Annotated in this window: 18 protein-coding genes; 9 read left to right on the forward strand and 9 right to left on the reverse strand. The window is 42.2% G+C overall.

The features are described from left to right. Nucleotides 1–185 precede the first annotated feature (185 nt). The 3 genes from D6V41_RS07950 to D6V41_RS07960 all read right to left on the reverse strand — a co-directional run bounded on the left by D6V41_RS07950 (nucleotide 186) and on the right by D6V41_RS07960 (nucleotide 1432). On the reverse strand, nucleotides 186–455 hold the full coding sequence (locus tag D6V41_RS07950) for a hypothetical protein (protein ID WP_136250939.1): 270 nt from the start codon (nucleotides 453–455) through the stop codon (nucleotides 186–188). A 130-nt stretch (nucleotides 456–585) separates the two neighbouring features. Further along, the gene (locus tag D6V41_RS07955) at nucleotides 586–1071 is read right to left on the reverse strand and encodes a hypothetical protein (protein ID WP_136250940.1); all 486 of its coding nucleotides are present in this window, start codon (nucleotides 1069–1071) and stop codon (nucleotides 586–588) included. A gap of 31 nt (nucleotides 1072–1102) precedes the next feature. Next, nucleotides 1103–1432: a DUF883 domain-containing protein gene (locus D6V41_RS07960; RefSeq protein ID WP_136250941.1), complete on the reverse strand. Its 330-nt coding sequence runs from the start codon at nucleotides 1430–1432 to the stop codon at nucleotides 1103–1105. A 277-nt stretch (nucleotides 1433–1709) separates the two neighbouring features. On the opposite strand from D6V41_RS07960, the gene D6V41_RS07965 reads away from it, so the two are divergent. The 9 genes from D6V41_RS07965 (at nucleotide 1710) to D6V41_RS08005 (ending at nucleotide 8604) form a co-directional block, all read left to right on the forward strand. Continuing rightward, nucleotides 1710–1940, forward strand: a complete 231-nt coding sequence (locus D6V41_RS07965) for a ribbon-helix-helix domain-containing protein (RefSeq protein WP_136250942.1) — start codon at nucleotides 1710–1712, stop codon at nucleotides 1938–1940. Continuing rightward, nucleotides 1941–2228 (forward strand): type II toxin-antitoxin system RelE/ParE family toxin, encoded by a 288-nt coding sequence (locus D6V41_RS07970; RefSeq protein WP_136250943.1) that lies wholly within the window; start codon nucleotides 1941–1943, stop codon nucleotides 2226–2228. It begins immediately after the preceding gene. Between the two features lie 406 nt (nucleotides 2229–2634). After that, nucleotides 2635–3588: an ABC transporter ATP-binding protein gene (locus D6V41_RS07975; protein WP_136250944.1), complete on the forward strand. Its 954-nt coding sequence runs from the start codon at nucleotides 2635–2637 to the stop codon at nucleotides 3586–3588. Then, entirely contained in the window at nucleotides 3585–4358 is a 774-nt protein-coding gene (locus D6V41_RS07980) for an ABC transporter permease (RefSeq protein WP_136250945.1), read from the forward strand. The genes D6V41_RS07975 and D6V41_RS07980 overlap by 4 nt, the downstream gene beginning before the upstream one ends. Nucleotides 4359–4604: 246 nt before the next feature. Further along, a complete protein-coding gene (locus D6V41_RS07985) occupies nucleotides 4605–5567 on the forward strand; it encodes a sensor histidine kinase (protein WP_136250946.1) in 963 nt (320 codons plus the stop codon). Between the two features lie 8 nt (nucleotides 5568–5575). Further along, on the forward strand, nucleotides 5576–6175 hold the full coding sequence (locus D6V41_RS07990) for a response regulator transcription factor (protein ID WP_479680818.1): 600 nt from the start codon (nucleotides 5576–5578) through the stop codon (nucleotides 6173–6175). A 159-nt stretch (nucleotides 6176–6334) separates the two neighbouring features. Continuing rightward, the gene (locus D6V41_RS07995) at nucleotides 6335–6616 is read left to right on the forward strand and encodes a hypothetical protein (protein ID WP_136250948.1); all 282 of its coding nucleotides are present in this window, start codon (nucleotides 6335–6337) and stop codon (nucleotides 6614–6616) included. An 80-nt stretch (nucleotides 6617–6696) separates the two neighbouring features. After that, nucleotides 6697–7254 carry a CBS domain-containing protein gene (locus D6V41_RS08000; RefSeq protein WP_136250949.1) on the forward strand — a complete coding sequence of 186 codons (558 nt, stop codon included), beginning with the start codon at nucleotides 6697–6699 and terminating at the stop codon, nucleotides 7252–7254. A gap of 63 nt (nucleotides 7255–7317) precedes the next feature. Continuing rightward, a complete protein-coding gene (locus tag D6V41_RS08005) occupies nucleotides 7318–8604 on the forward strand; it encodes an NAD(P)/FAD-dependent oxidoreductase (RefSeq protein ID WP_136250950.1) in 1287 nt (428 codons plus the stop codon). A gap of 50 nt (nucleotides 8605–8654) precedes the next feature. Here D6V41_RS08005 and D6V41_RS08010 read toward each other — a convergent pair whose 3' ends face one another. From D6V41_RS08010 to D6V41_RS08035, 6 genes are all read right to left on the reverse strand, one after another. Continuing rightward, entirely contained in the window at nucleotides 8655–8837 is a 183-nt protein-coding gene (locus tag D6V41_RS08010) for a hypothetical protein (protein WP_136250951.1), read from the reverse strand. Between the two features lie 10 nt (nucleotides 8838–8847). Then, entirely contained in the window at nucleotides 8848–9972 is a 1125-nt protein-coding gene (locus tag D6V41_RS08015; RefSeq protein WP_136250952.1) for a PepSY-associated TM helix domain-containing protein, read from the reverse strand. A 43-nt stretch (nucleotides 9973–10015) separates the two neighbouring features. After that, nucleotides 10016–12217 (reverse strand): TonB-dependent receptor, encoded by a 2202-nt coding sequence (locus D6V41_RS08020; RefSeq protein ID WP_136250953.1) that lies wholly within the window; start codon nucleotides 12215–12217, stop codon nucleotides 10016–10018. A 138-nt stretch (nucleotides 12218–12355) separates the two neighbouring features. Then, complete coding sequence (locus D6V41_RS08025; RefSeq protein WP_136250954.1) at nucleotides 12356–13171, reverse strand: hypothetical protein; 816 nt, start codon at nucleotides 13169–13171, stop codon at nucleotides 12356–12358. Nucleotides 13172–13248: 77 nt separating this feature from the next. Beyond that, the gene (locus D6V41_RS08030; protein ID WP_136250955.1) at nucleotides 13249–13671 is read right to left on the reverse strand and encodes a hypothetical protein; all 423 of its coding nucleotides are present in this window, start codon (nucleotides 13669–13671) and stop codon (nucleotides 13249–13251) included. A 19-nt stretch (nucleotides 13672–13690) separates the two neighbouring features. Continuing rightward, nucleotides 13691–15301 (reverse strand): S41 family peptidase, encoded by a 1611-nt coding sequence (locus D6V41_RS08035; protein ID WP_136250956.1) that lies wholly within the window; start codon nucleotides 15299–15301, stop codon nucleotides 13691–13693. Between the last annotated feature and the right edge of the window lie 64 nt (nucleotides 15302–15365).

A 15365-nucleotide genomic window follows, 5' to 3' on the forward strand; every position in this document is an offset into this window, starting at 1 on the left:
AGCTCCTTTTATCGTTACGCTTTCAACACGCCGATAAAGCTTTATTCAGCACAACCTATGTTGTTAGATAGTAGTTTTTGCCCAAACTCGGGCGGATGTAGAATATTAATATAGTGCTTTGTTTAAAATTCGCAATAAAAATTGCAAATTTCTGGCAATAGAAAAATAAGGCTAATTAATTACTTTCAAGACAGCCAAGCACTTAAACCTAACCTGGCAAGCGTCGAGGAATGTTTTCTAAGCTTACTTTTATCAGATGCCCCGTCTTTGTCAGAATTCAGCTCTCTAAATGCGCCTAGCAAGAACATTGTGCATAAACCACGTTTAGATACGAGTAAGGTTCTAATGCGCTTTTTTAGCCTGAAAATTTTGCTTTTCTGCAAATTTTCCATTGTTTGACGTCTCATCAGCATTTTTTCTAAATGTTGTTGTTCGTCTTTTAAAAACATGCACATAATTTGACCTCCTATATTGATTGTGAGTGGACATGTATAAGCACAAGTCAATGGTCACTTTGAGTTCACGACCTAATTACATAACTAATCTACTGCACCACTCCAACATTGCGATCAGCAAAAATCAGCGCTAACTATGGACTACCTGCTTTGACCTTTCTTCTTTTTCGTCTGATGAAAGCATGCTAAGCGATTTGGTAAGACTGATATTTTTAAAGGCGCTCTTTAACTGGAAAAGGGCAAAGATGAATAATAAAAGGTTAATCACAATGAGGACGCCAACGCCTAAGGCGATGCTTGAACTTGCTTGTACGATAAGACTCACGACAAACGCGTTTATTAACAACCATATTGTGAAAGCAAGCAAACTGGCTAAAAGCGTAAGAGAAATACTTACAAGCAAAGCTTTGCGAGTTAGCGCAGCCTCCGCTAAAAATACGGCTTTCATATTCGCAAATTTTGGTTTTTGAAAGCGTACTAAGTCTTCCAATGCAGCAAAGGTATCGATGAAAGACGCATTCTCTTCACGACTTTCACTTTGCAGACGTTTTTTTTCTGAATATGGCGAAGGAGCATCGCCGTTGCTATGCTCCTTCGTATTTGAATGAGTATCCATTACTCTTTGCTCATCTCGTTGATTAAACTGATTAGTCTTTTCTCAAAAGCGAAGCAAGCAAGGCACCTGCTGCAAATGCAATACCGGCCGTTTTGACTGGATTTTCGACCGCGTACTGGCGAATACTCGAATTGTTCCACTTTGACTCTACCTGTTGTTTCTGTTTGGAAAAGTTTTCAGAGCCTTTCGTCGCCGAATCTCTTAACCCTTGCTCAGCGGCAGCGGCTTTTTCTGATAAGGCATCAACAGAATGATGCAAAGTATCTTTTACTTTATCAGCCAAAGGGTGCGTACTTTCGCTTGATGGTGCAACTTTTGACGTCCTAGCTACATTTTTGGGCTGGGTCTGTGAATTAGCCATAATTCCTCCATGTTGATTAAAGTTTTGCTTTCACATCGATGGTTGCAATCGGTGTTCCACAAGCATGGCTGATTAAAGTTATTGAAAAACATATAGTTATGAAGTTTAAGGTAAGTAGGTAATTGCACTTCGAGTAAAATCTTCTAAAAAGTGTAAAAACTTTGCGCAGTATGATTGAAGCGTATTTATTTTTTATGTCTATATCCAAAACACCGGCGTTTATTGTGAGTCAAATACAGCTGGTGTAATATCGCACCAATCAATAGCGGAGAATAGTATGCCTAGACAAAGTGTGACATTGACAGAAAGTAATAATGCCTGGCTTAACGCTCATATAAAAAAGGAGGGGGATTACGCCAATAAGAGTGAGTTAATTAATGATTTAATTCGACGCGCCAGAAGGGCTGAGTTTATCAATCAAAAACTATCAAATGCGGAAAAGAGTGACTTCGTTTTCCAGTCACAAGATGAAATTCTTGCTGAATTTAAAGCCGGATTAAAAAAGTAAATGAGCAAATATCGCTTGAAGGAAGAAGCGAAAGAAGATTTACGCAGAATTTACGAGTATGGCTGTAAAGAATTTGGAGAGAGCCAAGCTGACGAATACTTTTATAGCTTTTTTGAAGCCTTTGCTAAGATTGCGGAATCGCCTTTAATATATCAGTCTGTTGACGATATTCGACGTGGCTACAGGCGTTGCCCGCATCGTTCAGATGTTGTTTACTATCGAATAAATCAAGACGTAGTCGAGATTATGGCTATCATCGGCGGTCAAGATATCGACGTGTGGCTTTAAGTAACATGTTTAGATTCTATCTAAAATAAATATTCTTTATTTGCAGTATAGGCATCGTTTAGCGATCGTTTTAAACGCCGGCTTTTAGATAATATCGTTCTCATATCTAAACATACCCTGTCATTCCTGCGAATGCAGGAACCTCTAAAAAAGCCTTTTCTTTAAAAATTAAGCATTGTTTAAAATTAAATGTTTTACTTATCGTTGAAGAGAATGTTTCCAATTTACTATTCGGTTTAGTCGGTTTAGTCGGTTTAGTCTGTTGAGAGGGATCCCACTTTCGTGGGAATGACCTAGGCTATATTGATTGCTAAAGTGACAATTGTCATACTCAAATTATGACAATCACAACTTATTTCAAACAGCGTTTAAGTAGATACTTTCTCCATCAACAGGAGAAATAAATATGCAAAAACAAGCTCAAGTGCTCATCGAAACAAGGCAGCTTAGCAAGTCGTTTGAAGGCGAGCAGGCGGTGAATAAAGTGGATCTATCTATTCGCGCCGGTGAAATCGTTGCTCTGCTTGGGGCAAATGGAGCAGGGAAAACTACCTTGATTAACATGCTCCTTGGACGACTAAAACCCGATTCTGGTTCAATTGAAGTGGCTGGCTTTGCTCCCGGAACTTATCAAGCCAAGCAGCTGATCGGCGCCATTTTGCAGTCTACAAAACTACCCGATAATCTGACAGTTGCCGAACAAATCCGGTTATTTTTAAGTTACTACGCAAACCCATACGATTATGATGAACTGGTCGACATCGCCAAACTATCGACAATTCTCAACAAACGTTTTAAACAGCTGTCAGGTGGACAAAAGCAACGCGTGTTTTTTGCTCTTGCCATCTGCGGTCAGCCAAAGGTGGCATTTTTGGATGAGCCAACAGTTGGCCTGGATGCAGAATCCAGACGCGAGTTTTGGGCCTGTATACGTCGCTTGGCTGCAAATGGCACCAGTGTCTTATTGACTACTCATTATATGGCCGAAGCAGAAGCCTTGGCAGATCGCGTGTATCTTTTAAAACATGGCGAAATGATTCATGAAGGCTCGCCAGATTCACTGGTCAACGCGCTTGGCGCTAAAACCATTCGCTTTAAAAGCGCGACTTCCATTTCACATTTTGAAAAAATGACAGCAATACTGAGTGCAGACATGATAGATGGATATATCCAACTTTCCAGCGCAAATGTTGTGCAAAGCTTGCGTGAGATTTTAAATGTTTCTGATATTAACGAACTGACGGTGTATCAAAAAACACTAGAGGATGCATTTCTGGCATTAACTGGCGAATCGCACGAACTCTTAAAAGATGTCAAAAAGAAAGAGTCGAAAAAACTTTCAAAGGAGAAAGCGGCATGAGCCTCACTAACACATCGAATACTTTAAATCTTAAACAGCAGCAAACCCTTTATTGGCTTGAAATTAAAACCGAACTGCTTAAAACATTTAGAGAACCTAGCTTTGTTATTCCAAGTTTATCGTTTGCTGTAATGTTTTATGCTTTCTTTGCGCTAATATTCAATCAAAATCCTGAGATGCCAGCGTATTTATTGGCGACCTATGCTGTATTTGGCATTATTGGGCCCGCGCTTTTTTCGTTCGGAGTAGGCGTTGCAATAGAGCGTCAACAAGGCTGGATTGCCCTTAAACAAATTAGCCCTATGCCAATTTCAGCATACTTTACGGCTAAAGTGGCGGCTTCAATGGTGTTTGCATGCATTATTTTATTGATGATGTGCACATTAGCGAGCCTTTTTGGCGGCGTTAAAATGTCGCTAGGGCAATGGGCGCTGACTTTTTTGATTCCACTTATAGCCTGCATTCCTTTTTGTGTGATTGGCCTATATTTAGGGCTAGTATTGAGCGCAAATGCGGCCCCTGCGGTTGTCAATCTGATTTATTTGCCCATGGCATTTTTATCAGGTCTTTGGATACCCATTTCCGTTATGCCCGCTTTTATGGAATGGATAGCGTGGACCTTGCCAGCCTTTCATGTGGCGCAATTAACCCTTGCAGTACAGGGCAGTGATTTAGGCTACCCATGGTGGGCTCACGCGGGTATATTAGTGCTTACAACCGTGATATTTGCAGTTTTGGCAAGACGCGCTTTTCAACGCATGGCCATTTAAAGATTAAGGCTTTTTGTAAACGCGACTAGCAAGCAATGAGGCAACAAGGCAACATAGAAAAGGCATAGATTACTATGGATACAAGTCCAAAAAAAAAAGCCAGACAATAGATTAAAATTACTTGCGTTAAGCCTGCATCGCCGTTTGTTACCTGCAAACGAAGAAAGTGGGTATGAGCCTTATTTTTGGCTACTTTATTTAAATTTTTATTTCATCTATTTTTTTCTGGTTGAGCCAAATACTCAAATGATTGGATGGGCGCTTGTGACCATTCCTTTATTTTTGTTTTTGTATTTTCGGGCTTATTGGGTTTCTGCAAATAGAATTGCGTTTTATATCAGCGCCATCTTTTTATTAGGCATCGTACAGGCTCATATTAATCCGGGGGCCAGTGTCTTTTTAATCTATGCTGCTGCTTTTTGCTGCCGTTTGCGAAGTCCGAAAATAGGGCTTATGTTTATATTGGCTATGATGCTAGTCATCGCTTTACATACCTACCTGCTGAATCTTCCCCTCTTTTATTTATTACCCGCCTTGTTTTTTGTTTTCCTAATTGGTGTATCAAATATTTATATGTATGAAATTGCAAAGAAAAACAAGGCTTTAAAACTCTCTCAAGAACAAGTAAAAAGACTGGCACAAACCGCAGAGCGTGAGCGGATTGCACGTGACTTACACGATCTCGTTGGCCATACCTTTTCGATGATCACCATGAAAGCACAGCTTGCCAGAAAGCTTTTTGATCATGATGTGGACAAGGCCAAAAACGAAATTCAAGATTTGGAAGCAATTAGCCGCGAAGCGCTTTCTCAAATCAGAGAAACCGTAACAGGCTATCGCAAGAAAGACCTTTCAACCGCTATTCTCGAAGCGCAGGCACTTTTGAGTGCAGCGGATATTCAGTGTCGCATTCACTTCGAGGAAAAGGATATAAATAGCTTGAGTGAAGATAAGAGTATTGCACTTGCCTTTACTTTACGAGAGCTGGTGAACAATGTAGTTAAACATTCCAACGCTACTCAGTGCAGTATTCGCCTTTCGTTAGGCAACAATAAGATATTTATTGAAATTAAAGATAACGGTGATGCTGGCGAACTCAAACCTGGTAATGGTTTGAGCGGTGTAAATGAGCGCATTTCTGCCTTAGCGGGTGAAGTATTTACTAAAATCGAAAATGGCTTGTGTGTAAGGGTAAGCGTGCCGCAATGACAAAGAATATTTCTATACTGGTAGCAGAAGATCAAGGCATGTTGCTAGGCGCATTAAGTGCCCTTTTAAATCTGGAAGGAGATTTTGAGGTTATCGCTCAGGCTAATGATGGTGCGCAAGCCATTGCTTTATTGGGCAAACATACGCCTGATATTGTATTAACTGATATTGAAATGCCATATAAAACAGGCCTTGACCTCGCAAAGTACGTGCAAGAGAACGGACTTAAAACAAAGGTGATTGTGCTCACCACCTTTGCTCGAAGCGGTTATTTGCAGCGCGCGATGAAATTTGGCGTAAAGGGGTATTTACTCAAAGACGCCCCAAGTGATGAGCTTTCGGCAGCCATACGTAAAGTACACGCGGGTAAAAAGGTCATCGCCCCCGAACTTATTGACGTAGCATGGGACGTGGAAGATCCGCTTACTGAAAAAGAACGAAAAGCGCTTAAACTGGCGGCTGATGGCTTAAGTACCGAAAAAATTGCCGATACCATGTTTTTATCGGCTGGTACGGTTCGTAACTATTTGTCTTCAGCCTCGTCTAAACTCAATGCGCATAATAGGATTGAGGCTGCCAGAATTGCCCGCCAGCGCGGATGGTTGTAGCTTGAGCAAAACCGAATCGTTTTATTATTAACGCATTGTTAGTGCTATATCAGCGCAATCTCTATAGATTAAAAAAATATAATCGTTAATGAAGATTGATATTGCTTATTTTTGCCTTAGATATACACTCAATGTATAAAGGTTCTTTAATGACAACACATGAACTTCAACTGGATAGTCTTTTTACTGCTTGCGTCTTTATCTGCCTATACCCAACACGGCAGTGAAGACGCGTTTGGCGTAAAAGCCGCCAAGGCTACCCAGTTAGTGTCTTTGGATATATCGTCAATCCAGTTAGATTTGGATGACGTTGATGACCAGACGGCTTATTCCAACAATGAAGAAGTAAAATCGCCATGTGTACTGATTCAAAGTAGCAGTGATGATGCCGATTTTTATCAAGTCATATTTTTTCACTTCATACGCGGTCCGCCCCTTTAATCCAATTTGTTATGCGCGCTGATATTCGAATTTTCGACCATGCGCTTTTTACAATTAGGATTAGTTAAAGGATAGAGCATATGAAACCTCTGCATTTACACAGTGTCGAGCATATCGACAAACTTGTTTGGCCCCAAGAAACGGGTGTATCACTGAAAACATCTGCGTTGAGCATATTTACCGACTTTTCAGTACATAAACCGCTTATAATCGAATCAAAAGTCAAAGCGGTTGATCTTGAGCAATTGATGAAAAAAGCGCATGTGAGGCTCAAGATTGTGGTGGATGAAAACCGCAAATTTTTAGGTGTGATCAGTTTAAGTGACCTTTCGGAAGAAAAAATCTTGCGAAAAGTAGATCGAAGCACCAAACGCGAAGATTTGTTAGTGGAGGAGTTCATGCATCCCCGCGATAAGTTAAAATGTTTTGACTACAAAGAACTGACAAGAGCAAGCGTTGGGGATGTATTAGAGACGCAAAGAAGTAATCACCAACAACATTGCCTGGTCGTAGATAAAAGCAATCACGAGATACGCGGTTTGATTTCAGCAAGGGATGTAGCACGCTTGTTGAAAGGCGCTGTCGATATTGAACAGCATATTTCGTTTGAGGAACTGTTTGACGAAATCTACGCTTAAATCAGCAAGCCAGATTGTTTAAATATCTTTAGTTCAGGCAAAATACGCGCAAGGGAGACGGTGGTGTCTAATATAGTGATTGTTGGGGGAGGTGCAGGCGGTTTAGAGCTTGCTGTCAAGTTGGGCCGCTTTTGTCGAAAGTCATCTGTTAAAGTTGTGCTGATTGATAAAAATCGAACTCATATTTGGAAACCTCTCCTTCATGAAGTGGCAGCCGGCTCTCTTGACGCTGATATTGATGGTGTGGATTACCTTGCCATCAGTCAAAAAAATGGATTTCATTTTCAGCTTGGAGAATTCAGAAATTTAGACCGTGCTGCAAAAACCGTCACGCTCGCTCCCTTATTAGATGCAAAAGGCGATATGGTTCTGGACGAGAGAAGCGTAAGCTACGCAAAGCTGATATTTGCGTTAGGTTCGGTAACAAATGATTTTGGTACCTCTGGCGCAGGTGAGCACTGCATCTTTTTAGATTCCGTAAAAAGTGCACAGAGTTTTCATGTTCAGCTTTTAAACGAGTTTTTGAAGTTGGAATCGAATGATAATACTCAGCAGTTGGATATCGCTATCGTCGGCGCCGGAGCTACCGGTGTAGAGCTGTCAGCGGAACTTTTTAAAACGGCTGAATTGCTTAATGCATACGGTTACAATAAGGTTTCCTCTTCCCGATTAAATGTTACGCTCATTGAGGCGGGGCCTCGACTATTGCCAGCATTGCCTGATCGCATCGCACAAAACGTTGCATCAGAATTACGTGAGCTCGGCGTCAACATAATGCTGGATACCGCGGTCTCTGGTGTAGAAAAAGGCGGCCTTAAAACCAAACAAGGTGCTTTTATTCCAAGTACGATGTCGGTTTGGGCTGCCGGCATCAAAGCACCTGCATTTTTAGCCAATTTAGATGGCTTGGAAAGTAACAAAATTAATCAGTTGGTAGTAACTGATACCCTTCAGTGTACAAAAGACGATGCGATATACGCCATCGGTGACTGCGCGCATTGCGTAATGCCAAACGGGGATAAGGTGCCGCCAAGGGCTCAGTCTGCGCATCAAATGGCTTCATGTCTTTTTGATAACATTAAGCGAGAATCAAAAGGTAAATCACCTAAAGCCTATCGTTACGTCGATTATGGCTCTTTGGTATCGCTTTCTTCTTATTCGACAATTGGAAGTTTAATGGGAAATCTCACGCGAGGTAGTGTGTTTATTGAAGGACGCCTTGCGAGAATTGTCTATATAAGCTTATATCGCATGCATCAACTTGTGATATTCGGAAAGTTAAAGACGCTTTTGTTTATGATTGCGAATCGCATTAATCGAAGGATCAGGCCAAATTTAAAATTGCACTGACAGACTCCTGCATACACTTAAATGCTCTTAAATGTAATTTGGGGGCAGACTCACGAAAACTTGGCGCGAAGATAGAAAAACACTGGGATCGCAACTGCACTGCTTACCAACAAAGTTGCCAGCCAGTCCCACGTGCTGTCTACAAATAAGGCAAGCATTATCCCAGCAAGTGATACCACAAAAAGCCAGAAAGGTGCTTTAAAGATTGACCAGAGTGACAACGTTGTTTTCATATGTGCTTGCTCATACCTGCTTTGCTTTAAGTCGCACATGTTTTTTCCACCACAAGTATAATCCTGTTATCAGAATTGCGATGGTAAAACTATTTAATATTGCCCAGACTATCTTTAAACCCAATCCACCATAATCACCAAAATGCAATGGGCGTGATAAGGATAAAGCATTGGCATACCACGGCATTTCTTGTTTACCAATCACTTTTCCATCTGTTGCATCTACTAACACCGGTGTAATGATTTCTTTTGTGAAAGGAGAGTTACCGTGCAAAAAAATAGCTAAGTGCTGCCTGGTGGAAAACTCGCTTCCAGGAAATGCTACAAACTGTAAGGTCATATCAGGTGCTGCTTGTCTTGCTGCTTCTATTGCCTTATCAAGTGAAGCATCGACCGAAGCTATGGTCTTGTTTTTGCTCACAGCTGCTTCGTTATAACTTTCTATTAGTTTGTCGAGATTTTGCGAGCGCCACGTTTCCAGAATTGGTTTTTCAAGTGTGTTGATAACGCCAGTTATACTTACTACTAGCACCCAAGCCAGAGATGTGATCCCCAATAAATTATGATAGTCGAGCCATTTCAGCCGTTTTGATTTGCTCTGACGAACTGTGCCAAAAGCCAGGTTTCGCATATATTGGCGATATATAACAACACCGCTAATGCTGGCAAGCACAAACAGAATGCCCATCGCACCCAAAAACAACATGCCTGGCAAGCCTAAAAACATGTCGGTATGAAGCTGTAAAATAAACTCCATAAAGTCCTCTCCTACATTGGCAGGAGGGACAATATTGCCACTTGTTAAGTCATAAGACGCAAAATGCATTTGATTACCCGGCGCATCTGCACTTGGGCCGCTGGTAACATTTACAACGGGTCGCTCAGTATCAAAACTCATATAAATCGGCGCTTCGCCTGGTCTGGCTTGTAAGGCAATTTCAAGAATCTGATCGAGTTTTAAATGCTCCGCCTGAGGGTTAGCTGGAGTCCATGTATCCGGGTTTAAGGCAGCGTCGATTTCGTCATGAAAAATTAGCGGCAGACCAGTGATGCACAGCATTAATAAAAATGCTGTGCTGATTAAACTGGACCACTTATGGATCCATTCCCAACGCTTTATAGCCGTAGCTTGCAATGAACACCTACTCCTTCATTTGCAAAAATAATCAGTGAGTTGACTAAAAATCAAAACTAAGCGATATGGATAGCGATCTTGGTTCACTCAATATCAAATAGTTTGCACCAGGAAAGCCGCCGGTAGAAGCCCAGTATGCACTGTCAAACACATTATTCACGCGAGCTCTCACATTCACGAGCGTATCAGAAACCTCAAAATCATAGCTTGCTCCAATGTCGACGCGGTTCCAGCTATCAATTTCGAAAGTGTTTGCGGTATTAGTGTATTGCTCAGAGGTATATATCCAGCGAGCATCAAAGCTTAAGCCTTCTATGCCTGCAATATCCCACTGTCCATTGATATTGGTTTGCAATTCAGGCACGCCAATTGGCGTATTTCCTTCATCTATGCCTCCTTGGGTTTTTGCCAGTTCTGCATTGACATAAGTTGCACCACCGACAATTCGCAGCCCTTCAAGTGGCTCACCAAAGACAGTAAACTCAAAACCCTGACTACGCTGCTCACCAGACGCGCTAAATATCTGGTTTTCAATCACAGCGTTAGGTCTATTTAGCGTGAAGACATTGGCAGTCGCGCCTATATTCCCGCCATCGTATTTCACACCCAGTTCAAGCTGTTCACCATTAAAAGGTGCAAGCACTTCTCCGGCATTTTCGATAGGCAGACCATTCCCTGAATCTGGCGCAGTAGCGCCTGCTTGTAAACTTTCCGCGTAATTTGCATAAAACGACAAGGCATCGCTTTGTTTCACCACGATACCTAAAACAGGTGTAATTTTGCTATCGTCGTAACTGCCGTTTAATTCACCTGACCATGCAGCAAAAGACTGCGTATTAATGGATTGATGTCTTAAGCCAATAGTCGCAAGTAAACGCTCATCAAAAAAGTATGATGTATTTGCTATTGCGATACTTTCATTACGCACCTTCTCAGTCGTTATTGGATTATTTAAATCCCCACCAATAAAAGCATCTGTTGCGGGTGGCGTTACCTGAGAAGGGTCGAAGATGTTGTAGGCAAAGCCGCCAAAGTCTGAAAATGCGAATGCATTTTTCGATTCTAAATCGACCAGTGCAGCAGATACAGTCATTTCTTGCTTAAGGCCGGCAATTGCATATTCTGTGCGAACGCCTGTATCAATTGAGAACACTTCATCCTCGCGAGTATTGACGAAACGAAATGCAGTGCCTTGACCGTTTTCATCGCTATTTGGGTTAGCTAAATCGTTTTGTTCTTCGCCATTTCTAAATCCCGCACCGAGCCATATGCTGGTATTCTCACCCAGATCATACTCTCCTCGAACAACACCAAAGAGCTGCTGCTCATCTGAAAAGGTCCAATCCTGGGCAAAGTTAGCGTCTGCATCTGGTGCTTTAGGTGCCTGACCAAAAGGCGTAACTTGAGGACGAGGCGAATCAATATGGTTGTCTTGATAGCCTAAGTCAGCTGAAAAACGGGCTTTATCGCCTGAGTAATCCATCCCTATAGAAAATACGGATAAGTCTTGCTCTTGACGGCTAATGGCACCTTCGCCATTTCTGACAACGCCGTTAAATCGAAAGCCCCACTCGTCGTTGTCACCCAAGCGACGGCCGATATCAACCGCTCCGGTCAACTGATTGCTATTGTCATATCCTAGTGTTGCTTTAGTAATACCACCAACGGGCGCTCGCTTAGTGACTAGGTTAATTGTGCCACCAACACCACTTCCGCCGGGCGCCGCGCCATTTATAAAAGCGTTTGCACCGCGCAGGACTTCAACCCGCTCTATCATTTCAGCTGCAATATATTGTCTTGGCAGAATACCAAATGCGCCATTTAAGGTGATGTCGTCTGAAAATACAGGGAAGCCTCTTAAGATATACACTTCCTGAAAATTTCCAAAGCCTTTTGTTACTCGCACGGTTGGGTCGTTTTGCAACACATCGCCAATGTTTTGCGCCTGCTGTTGCTCAATTAAATTAGCGGTATAGGCTGTGGCGGAGAATGGGCTATCCATAAAGTCGAGATTCCCGAAAATACCGGCTCTGCCGCCCCGGGCAACTTGTTCCCCTGCAAAACGCTTTGTCAAATCCACTTGCGAGGCAGCCCCTACCACTTCGATTACTTCGGTATTTGCAAGATTATCATCAGAAGCTGAATCAAGGGGGGCCTCACTGCTTTGTGCATTTGCAAAAAAGCTCGCCTGCACGCAGAAGGCCAACGCGGAAATTGGAAAGTAAAATGTAGAAAACGTAGACATCAATGAGATAACCTTTAAACCGTAATGAGAATAAATCGTATTTGTATTAAACGCGTGGGATTGTACTCGTATCGAGTAGTTTTGCAAAGAGTTTGATTGTAGTTGTAGCCAAAAAACTAAAGAAGTGTATTGCCAGCTTTACTGTGACCAATGCAGGATGATCGACGAGCCATTATAAAAATATTCCATATGCAACGAATTGGGATTATCCATTTTTAGAATAAGCGGAGTAGGTGCTTGTCGCATAAAACTTGGGTCATTGCTGTTCACAATATCGATACTGTAACCATTAGCAGAACTAGTAATTACACCGCTGTATTGAAAGTTACTCATATTGCCCCACAAATCGATAGTGACCAGGTCGGCGAACCACTGTTGCGAATTACCAGTGACTGACTGAAAGCGAATGGTGCCTTCAATATTGTTAGATAAGTCCATCCCGTTTTCTTCATAGGCTGTTAAATACCAATCGCCTTGAGGGTGAAAGGCTTGCGTCGCAGGTGGCTGTTGCGCTTGAGCTTGCGCTTGCGATTGGGCCTGCTCCGTCACGAGATTATTTGATTGCGGATTATTGTTAGTCGTATCGGGAGAATTATTGGCTTTGGTAGGCAGCGTTTGAGAGGGCGATGTTTGATTGTTGCTATCTACAGCCGGCAAACTTTGGCTGACATTCTCAATAGAGCGCTGAGAGGGAAAATTGTCAGCGTTTAATTGTGCGCCGCTACCAGTAGCTTTGTCATTATCGTTACCATGTGGCATCAACCGAGGAAACAGCACCAAGCCAATACCAAATACGATTAGCACAATCGAAGGATTGCTGACATTGAGCTTTATACCAAAGCCCTCTACGTGATTTGGGTTTTTTGAGTCAATTTTACCGGAGATGAATAAAAACAAACCAATTGCGATTAAAGCAATACCCAATCCGATAATTAAATAATCGAGCGTATCCATATGCTTTCTAATTGCTTATATTTTGTACAATATAGATCGAATAGCTTCGTTTTGCTATTTTTATCTTATGAACTGGATTAGGGAGCGCTGATGCAACTCAGGCCTCTTAATTCAACAAAACTGCCGCTTTGCTCATGTAACAGATAGCATTTATCCGCCTGTAATTTTAAGAAAAAACGATCTCCGCTTCCTTGTGTGGGCAGTTGAATATCTTTGTCGTTTATTGCTTGCCCCTGTCGATTTAGCCTTCTTGCACCTATCACTAGTTCCGATGACTGAGTAAAAACAGATTCCGAAAGGGGAATGATTTGACCATTCATGAAAGGCGCAATTGCGGATTGCAAGATTTTTAACTGTTGCGCATCCGGATTATCAAGCCTTGCATCTTGCACTTGTATGTCCTTTTTAAAGTTGTTCTTTTCAGCGCTGTCGCTTATCGTCGATGCACTGCAGCCAAAAAATGTAGCGCTTAGCAACAATAAACTGGATTTTGCAAACATGCATACTCTTTCTTCCATTCTAGTTTTCACCATTTGAAGTACTACTTTTCGAAATAAAGCGTCTGTCGTCGTTAATAATGGCTTCAATGTAAGGATTCGGCGCCATGATGGCTGGACCTTTTCCTTCTTGAGCTGCGCTGTCTATTGAAAGTACCGGGCTGGTATTGGCAGGACACCCATCAAATTCGGCATAAAATAATGCGGCGGATAATAATGCTTCGTCGGTAGAGCCCAGCGCATTCGAAAAGTCATCATCAACAAAACATCCTTCCACTTCATCGTCAAACTGTGGATTCAGACTGGGTATAAATCCATCAGAAAAATTCCCAAAGCCTTTTTCGTTTATGCCTTGAAACTGGATCGTGAAATAGGTAGTACCGCAGTTATCTGTTGGTAAAAACCCGAAAGGTTTTCCGCAGGTTGTATCTCCAATCAAAATAACTTCAACATCAATCCCACGAAGTCCATTAATAAGCGATTCGCTTGCAGAGCAGGTGCTACCCGTTGATAAAATAAACACGCGGGTAAACTCTGGACTAGGTAAGGTATTGGACAAAAAGCGTCCATTCACATAGTCAATTTCCTGACTATAAAAAGGAAAAGGGTCCTCTGGCGGCGTTTTATCGTTGTAAACTAACTGTTCGAATATGGCATTATTGGTTTGATTTGGGCCAGCAATCATATACGCCAACTGCGATGACAAGGCAAGCGAACCGCCACCGTTGTAGCGCAAATCCAAGACCAATTCACTAACGCCGTTGTCGACAAAAGCTTGGAAAGCATCAATAAGTGCATCTTGTGCGGGCGTAATAAAGCTATTGAACTGTATATATCCAATTTTGCTAAATTCGGTATCAATAATATCAACATTTTGTACAGGCGATAAATCAATCACCGCCGAAGTCAAGTTAGCGTTTAGCGTCGAACCGTCAAGAAGTTGAAACTCAAACTCATGACTTTCTCCTGCTTCATCTGGAAACAAAGCGGCATTGATTGCATCAACCTCTGACGAAGAAGTCGTGTTCACAAAGTCAATGCCGTCGATACGCTTTAAACTTGCTCCACGAGGAATATCAGCCTGTGCTGCAGGTGAATTCGGCTCCGTGTATCGTACTATCAGCTCACGAGGCGCAGTATTGGCAATAAACTCCCATCGTATACCGTATTCTGAAGACGTTCCTGCCTGAGTTCGCTCCCTGTATTCAGAAGTAGGCTCGCTAAAATGAAAATTGTCTTTCAAGCGACCAGAGGCTGTGCGCTCATTTGTTTTGAGCTGATTGAAATAGGCAGAAATACTGAAATCATTTGGATTATTGTCGGGTACTTCGTCATACCAAAGATAGGTTTCATTTGTCCACGAGCGCAGCCACATCTTCTCGGCCAGCGCCGAACCTGCTTGGTCTGGAAAAGGTTGCCCTGAAAAAGGATCCACGCCTGATCTTGGAGTTACACATTGTGCTGCGAAATTTGCGCTTGGCGGATAAATGCCAGGCTGCCAGATTATATCCTGACTAACGGGAGGCTGAAGAGGGGTCGAAGTACCGCCAGAACCCCCGCCACATGCAGCGATAAAAAGAACGCAAAATAAAAATGCTAGTGATAGTCGGGGTTTGGGAAAAAATGCATTCATCAAATCATTTCACATATTAATTTTTACACATATGGATCGTATCATATGTTTTCTTAACGAGACC

This window comes from Ningiella ruwaisensis, assembly GCF_004798935.1.
In the GTDB taxonomy this organism is placed as follows: Bacteria; Pseudomonadota; Gammaproteobacteria; order Enterobacterales; family Alteromonadaceae; genus Glaciecola; species Glaciecola ruwaisensis.

What these genes read in the sequence shown, in the direction of transcription:
- D6V41_RS07950 (WP_136250939.1), bottom strand. Translation starts at nt 455, where the DNA reads ATGTGCATGTTTTTAAAAGACGAACAACAACATTTAGAAAAAATGCTG.
- D6V41_RS07955 (WP_136250940.1), bottom strand. Translation starts at nt 1,071, where the DNA reads ATGGATACTCATTCAAATACGAAGGAGCATAGCAACGGCGATGCTCCT.
- D6V41_RS07960 (WP_136250941.1), bottom strand. Translation starts at nt 1,432, where the DNA reads ATGGCTAATTCACAGACCCAGCCCAAAAATGTAGCTAGGACGTCAAAA.
- D6V41_RS07965 (WP_136250942.1), top strand. Translation starts at nt 1,710, where the DNA reads ATGCCTAGACAAAGTGTGACATTGACAGAAAGTAATAATGCCTGGCTT.
- D6V41_RS07970 (WP_136250943.1), top strand. Translation starts at nt 1,941, where the DNA reads ATGAGCAAATATCGCTTGAAGGAAGAAGCGAAAGAAGATTTACGCAGA.
- D6V41_RS07975 (WP_136250944.1), top strand. Translation starts at nt 2,635, where the DNA reads ATGCAAAAACAAGCTCAAGTGCTCATCGAAACAAGGCAGCTTAGCAAG.
- D6V41_RS07980 (WP_136250945.1), top strand. Translation starts at nt 3,585, where the DNA reads ATGAGCCTCACTAACACATCGAATACTTTAAATCTTAAACAGCAGCAA.
- D6V41_RS07985 (WP_136250946.1), top strand. Translation starts at nt 4,605, where the DNA reads ATGATTGGATGGGCGCTTGTGACCATTCCTTTATTTTTGTTTTTGTAT.
- D6V41_RS07995 (WP_136250948.1), top strand. Translation starts at nt 6,335, where the DNA reads ATGAACTTCAACTGGATAGTCTTTTTACTGCTTGCGTCTTTATCTGCC.
- D6V41_RS08000 (WP_136250949.1), top strand. Translation starts at nt 6,697, where the DNA reads ATGAAACCTCTGCATTTACACAGTGTCGAGCATATCGACAAACTTGTT.
- D6V41_RS08010 (WP_136250951.1), bottom strand. Translation starts at nt 8,837, where the DNA reads ATGAAAACAACGTTGTCACTCTGGTCAATCTTTAAAGCACCTTTCTGG.
- D6V41_RS08020 (WP_136250953.1), bottom strand. Translation starts at nt 12,217, where the DNA reads ATGTCTACGTTTTCTACATTTTACTTTCCAATTTCCGCGTTGGCCTTC.
- D6V41_RS08025 (WP_136250954.1), bottom strand. Translation starts at nt 13,171, where the DNA reads ATGGATACGCTCGATTATTTAATTATCGGATTGGGTATTGCTTTAATC.
- D6V41_RS08030 (WP_136250955.1), bottom strand. Translation starts at nt 13,671, where the DNA reads ATGTTTGCAAAATCCAGTTTATTGTTGCTAAGCGCTACATTTTTTGGC.
- D6V41_RS08035 (WP_136250956.1), bottom strand. Translation starts at nt 15,301, where the DNA reads ATGAATGCATTTTTTCCCAAACCCCGACTATCACTAGCATTTTTATTT.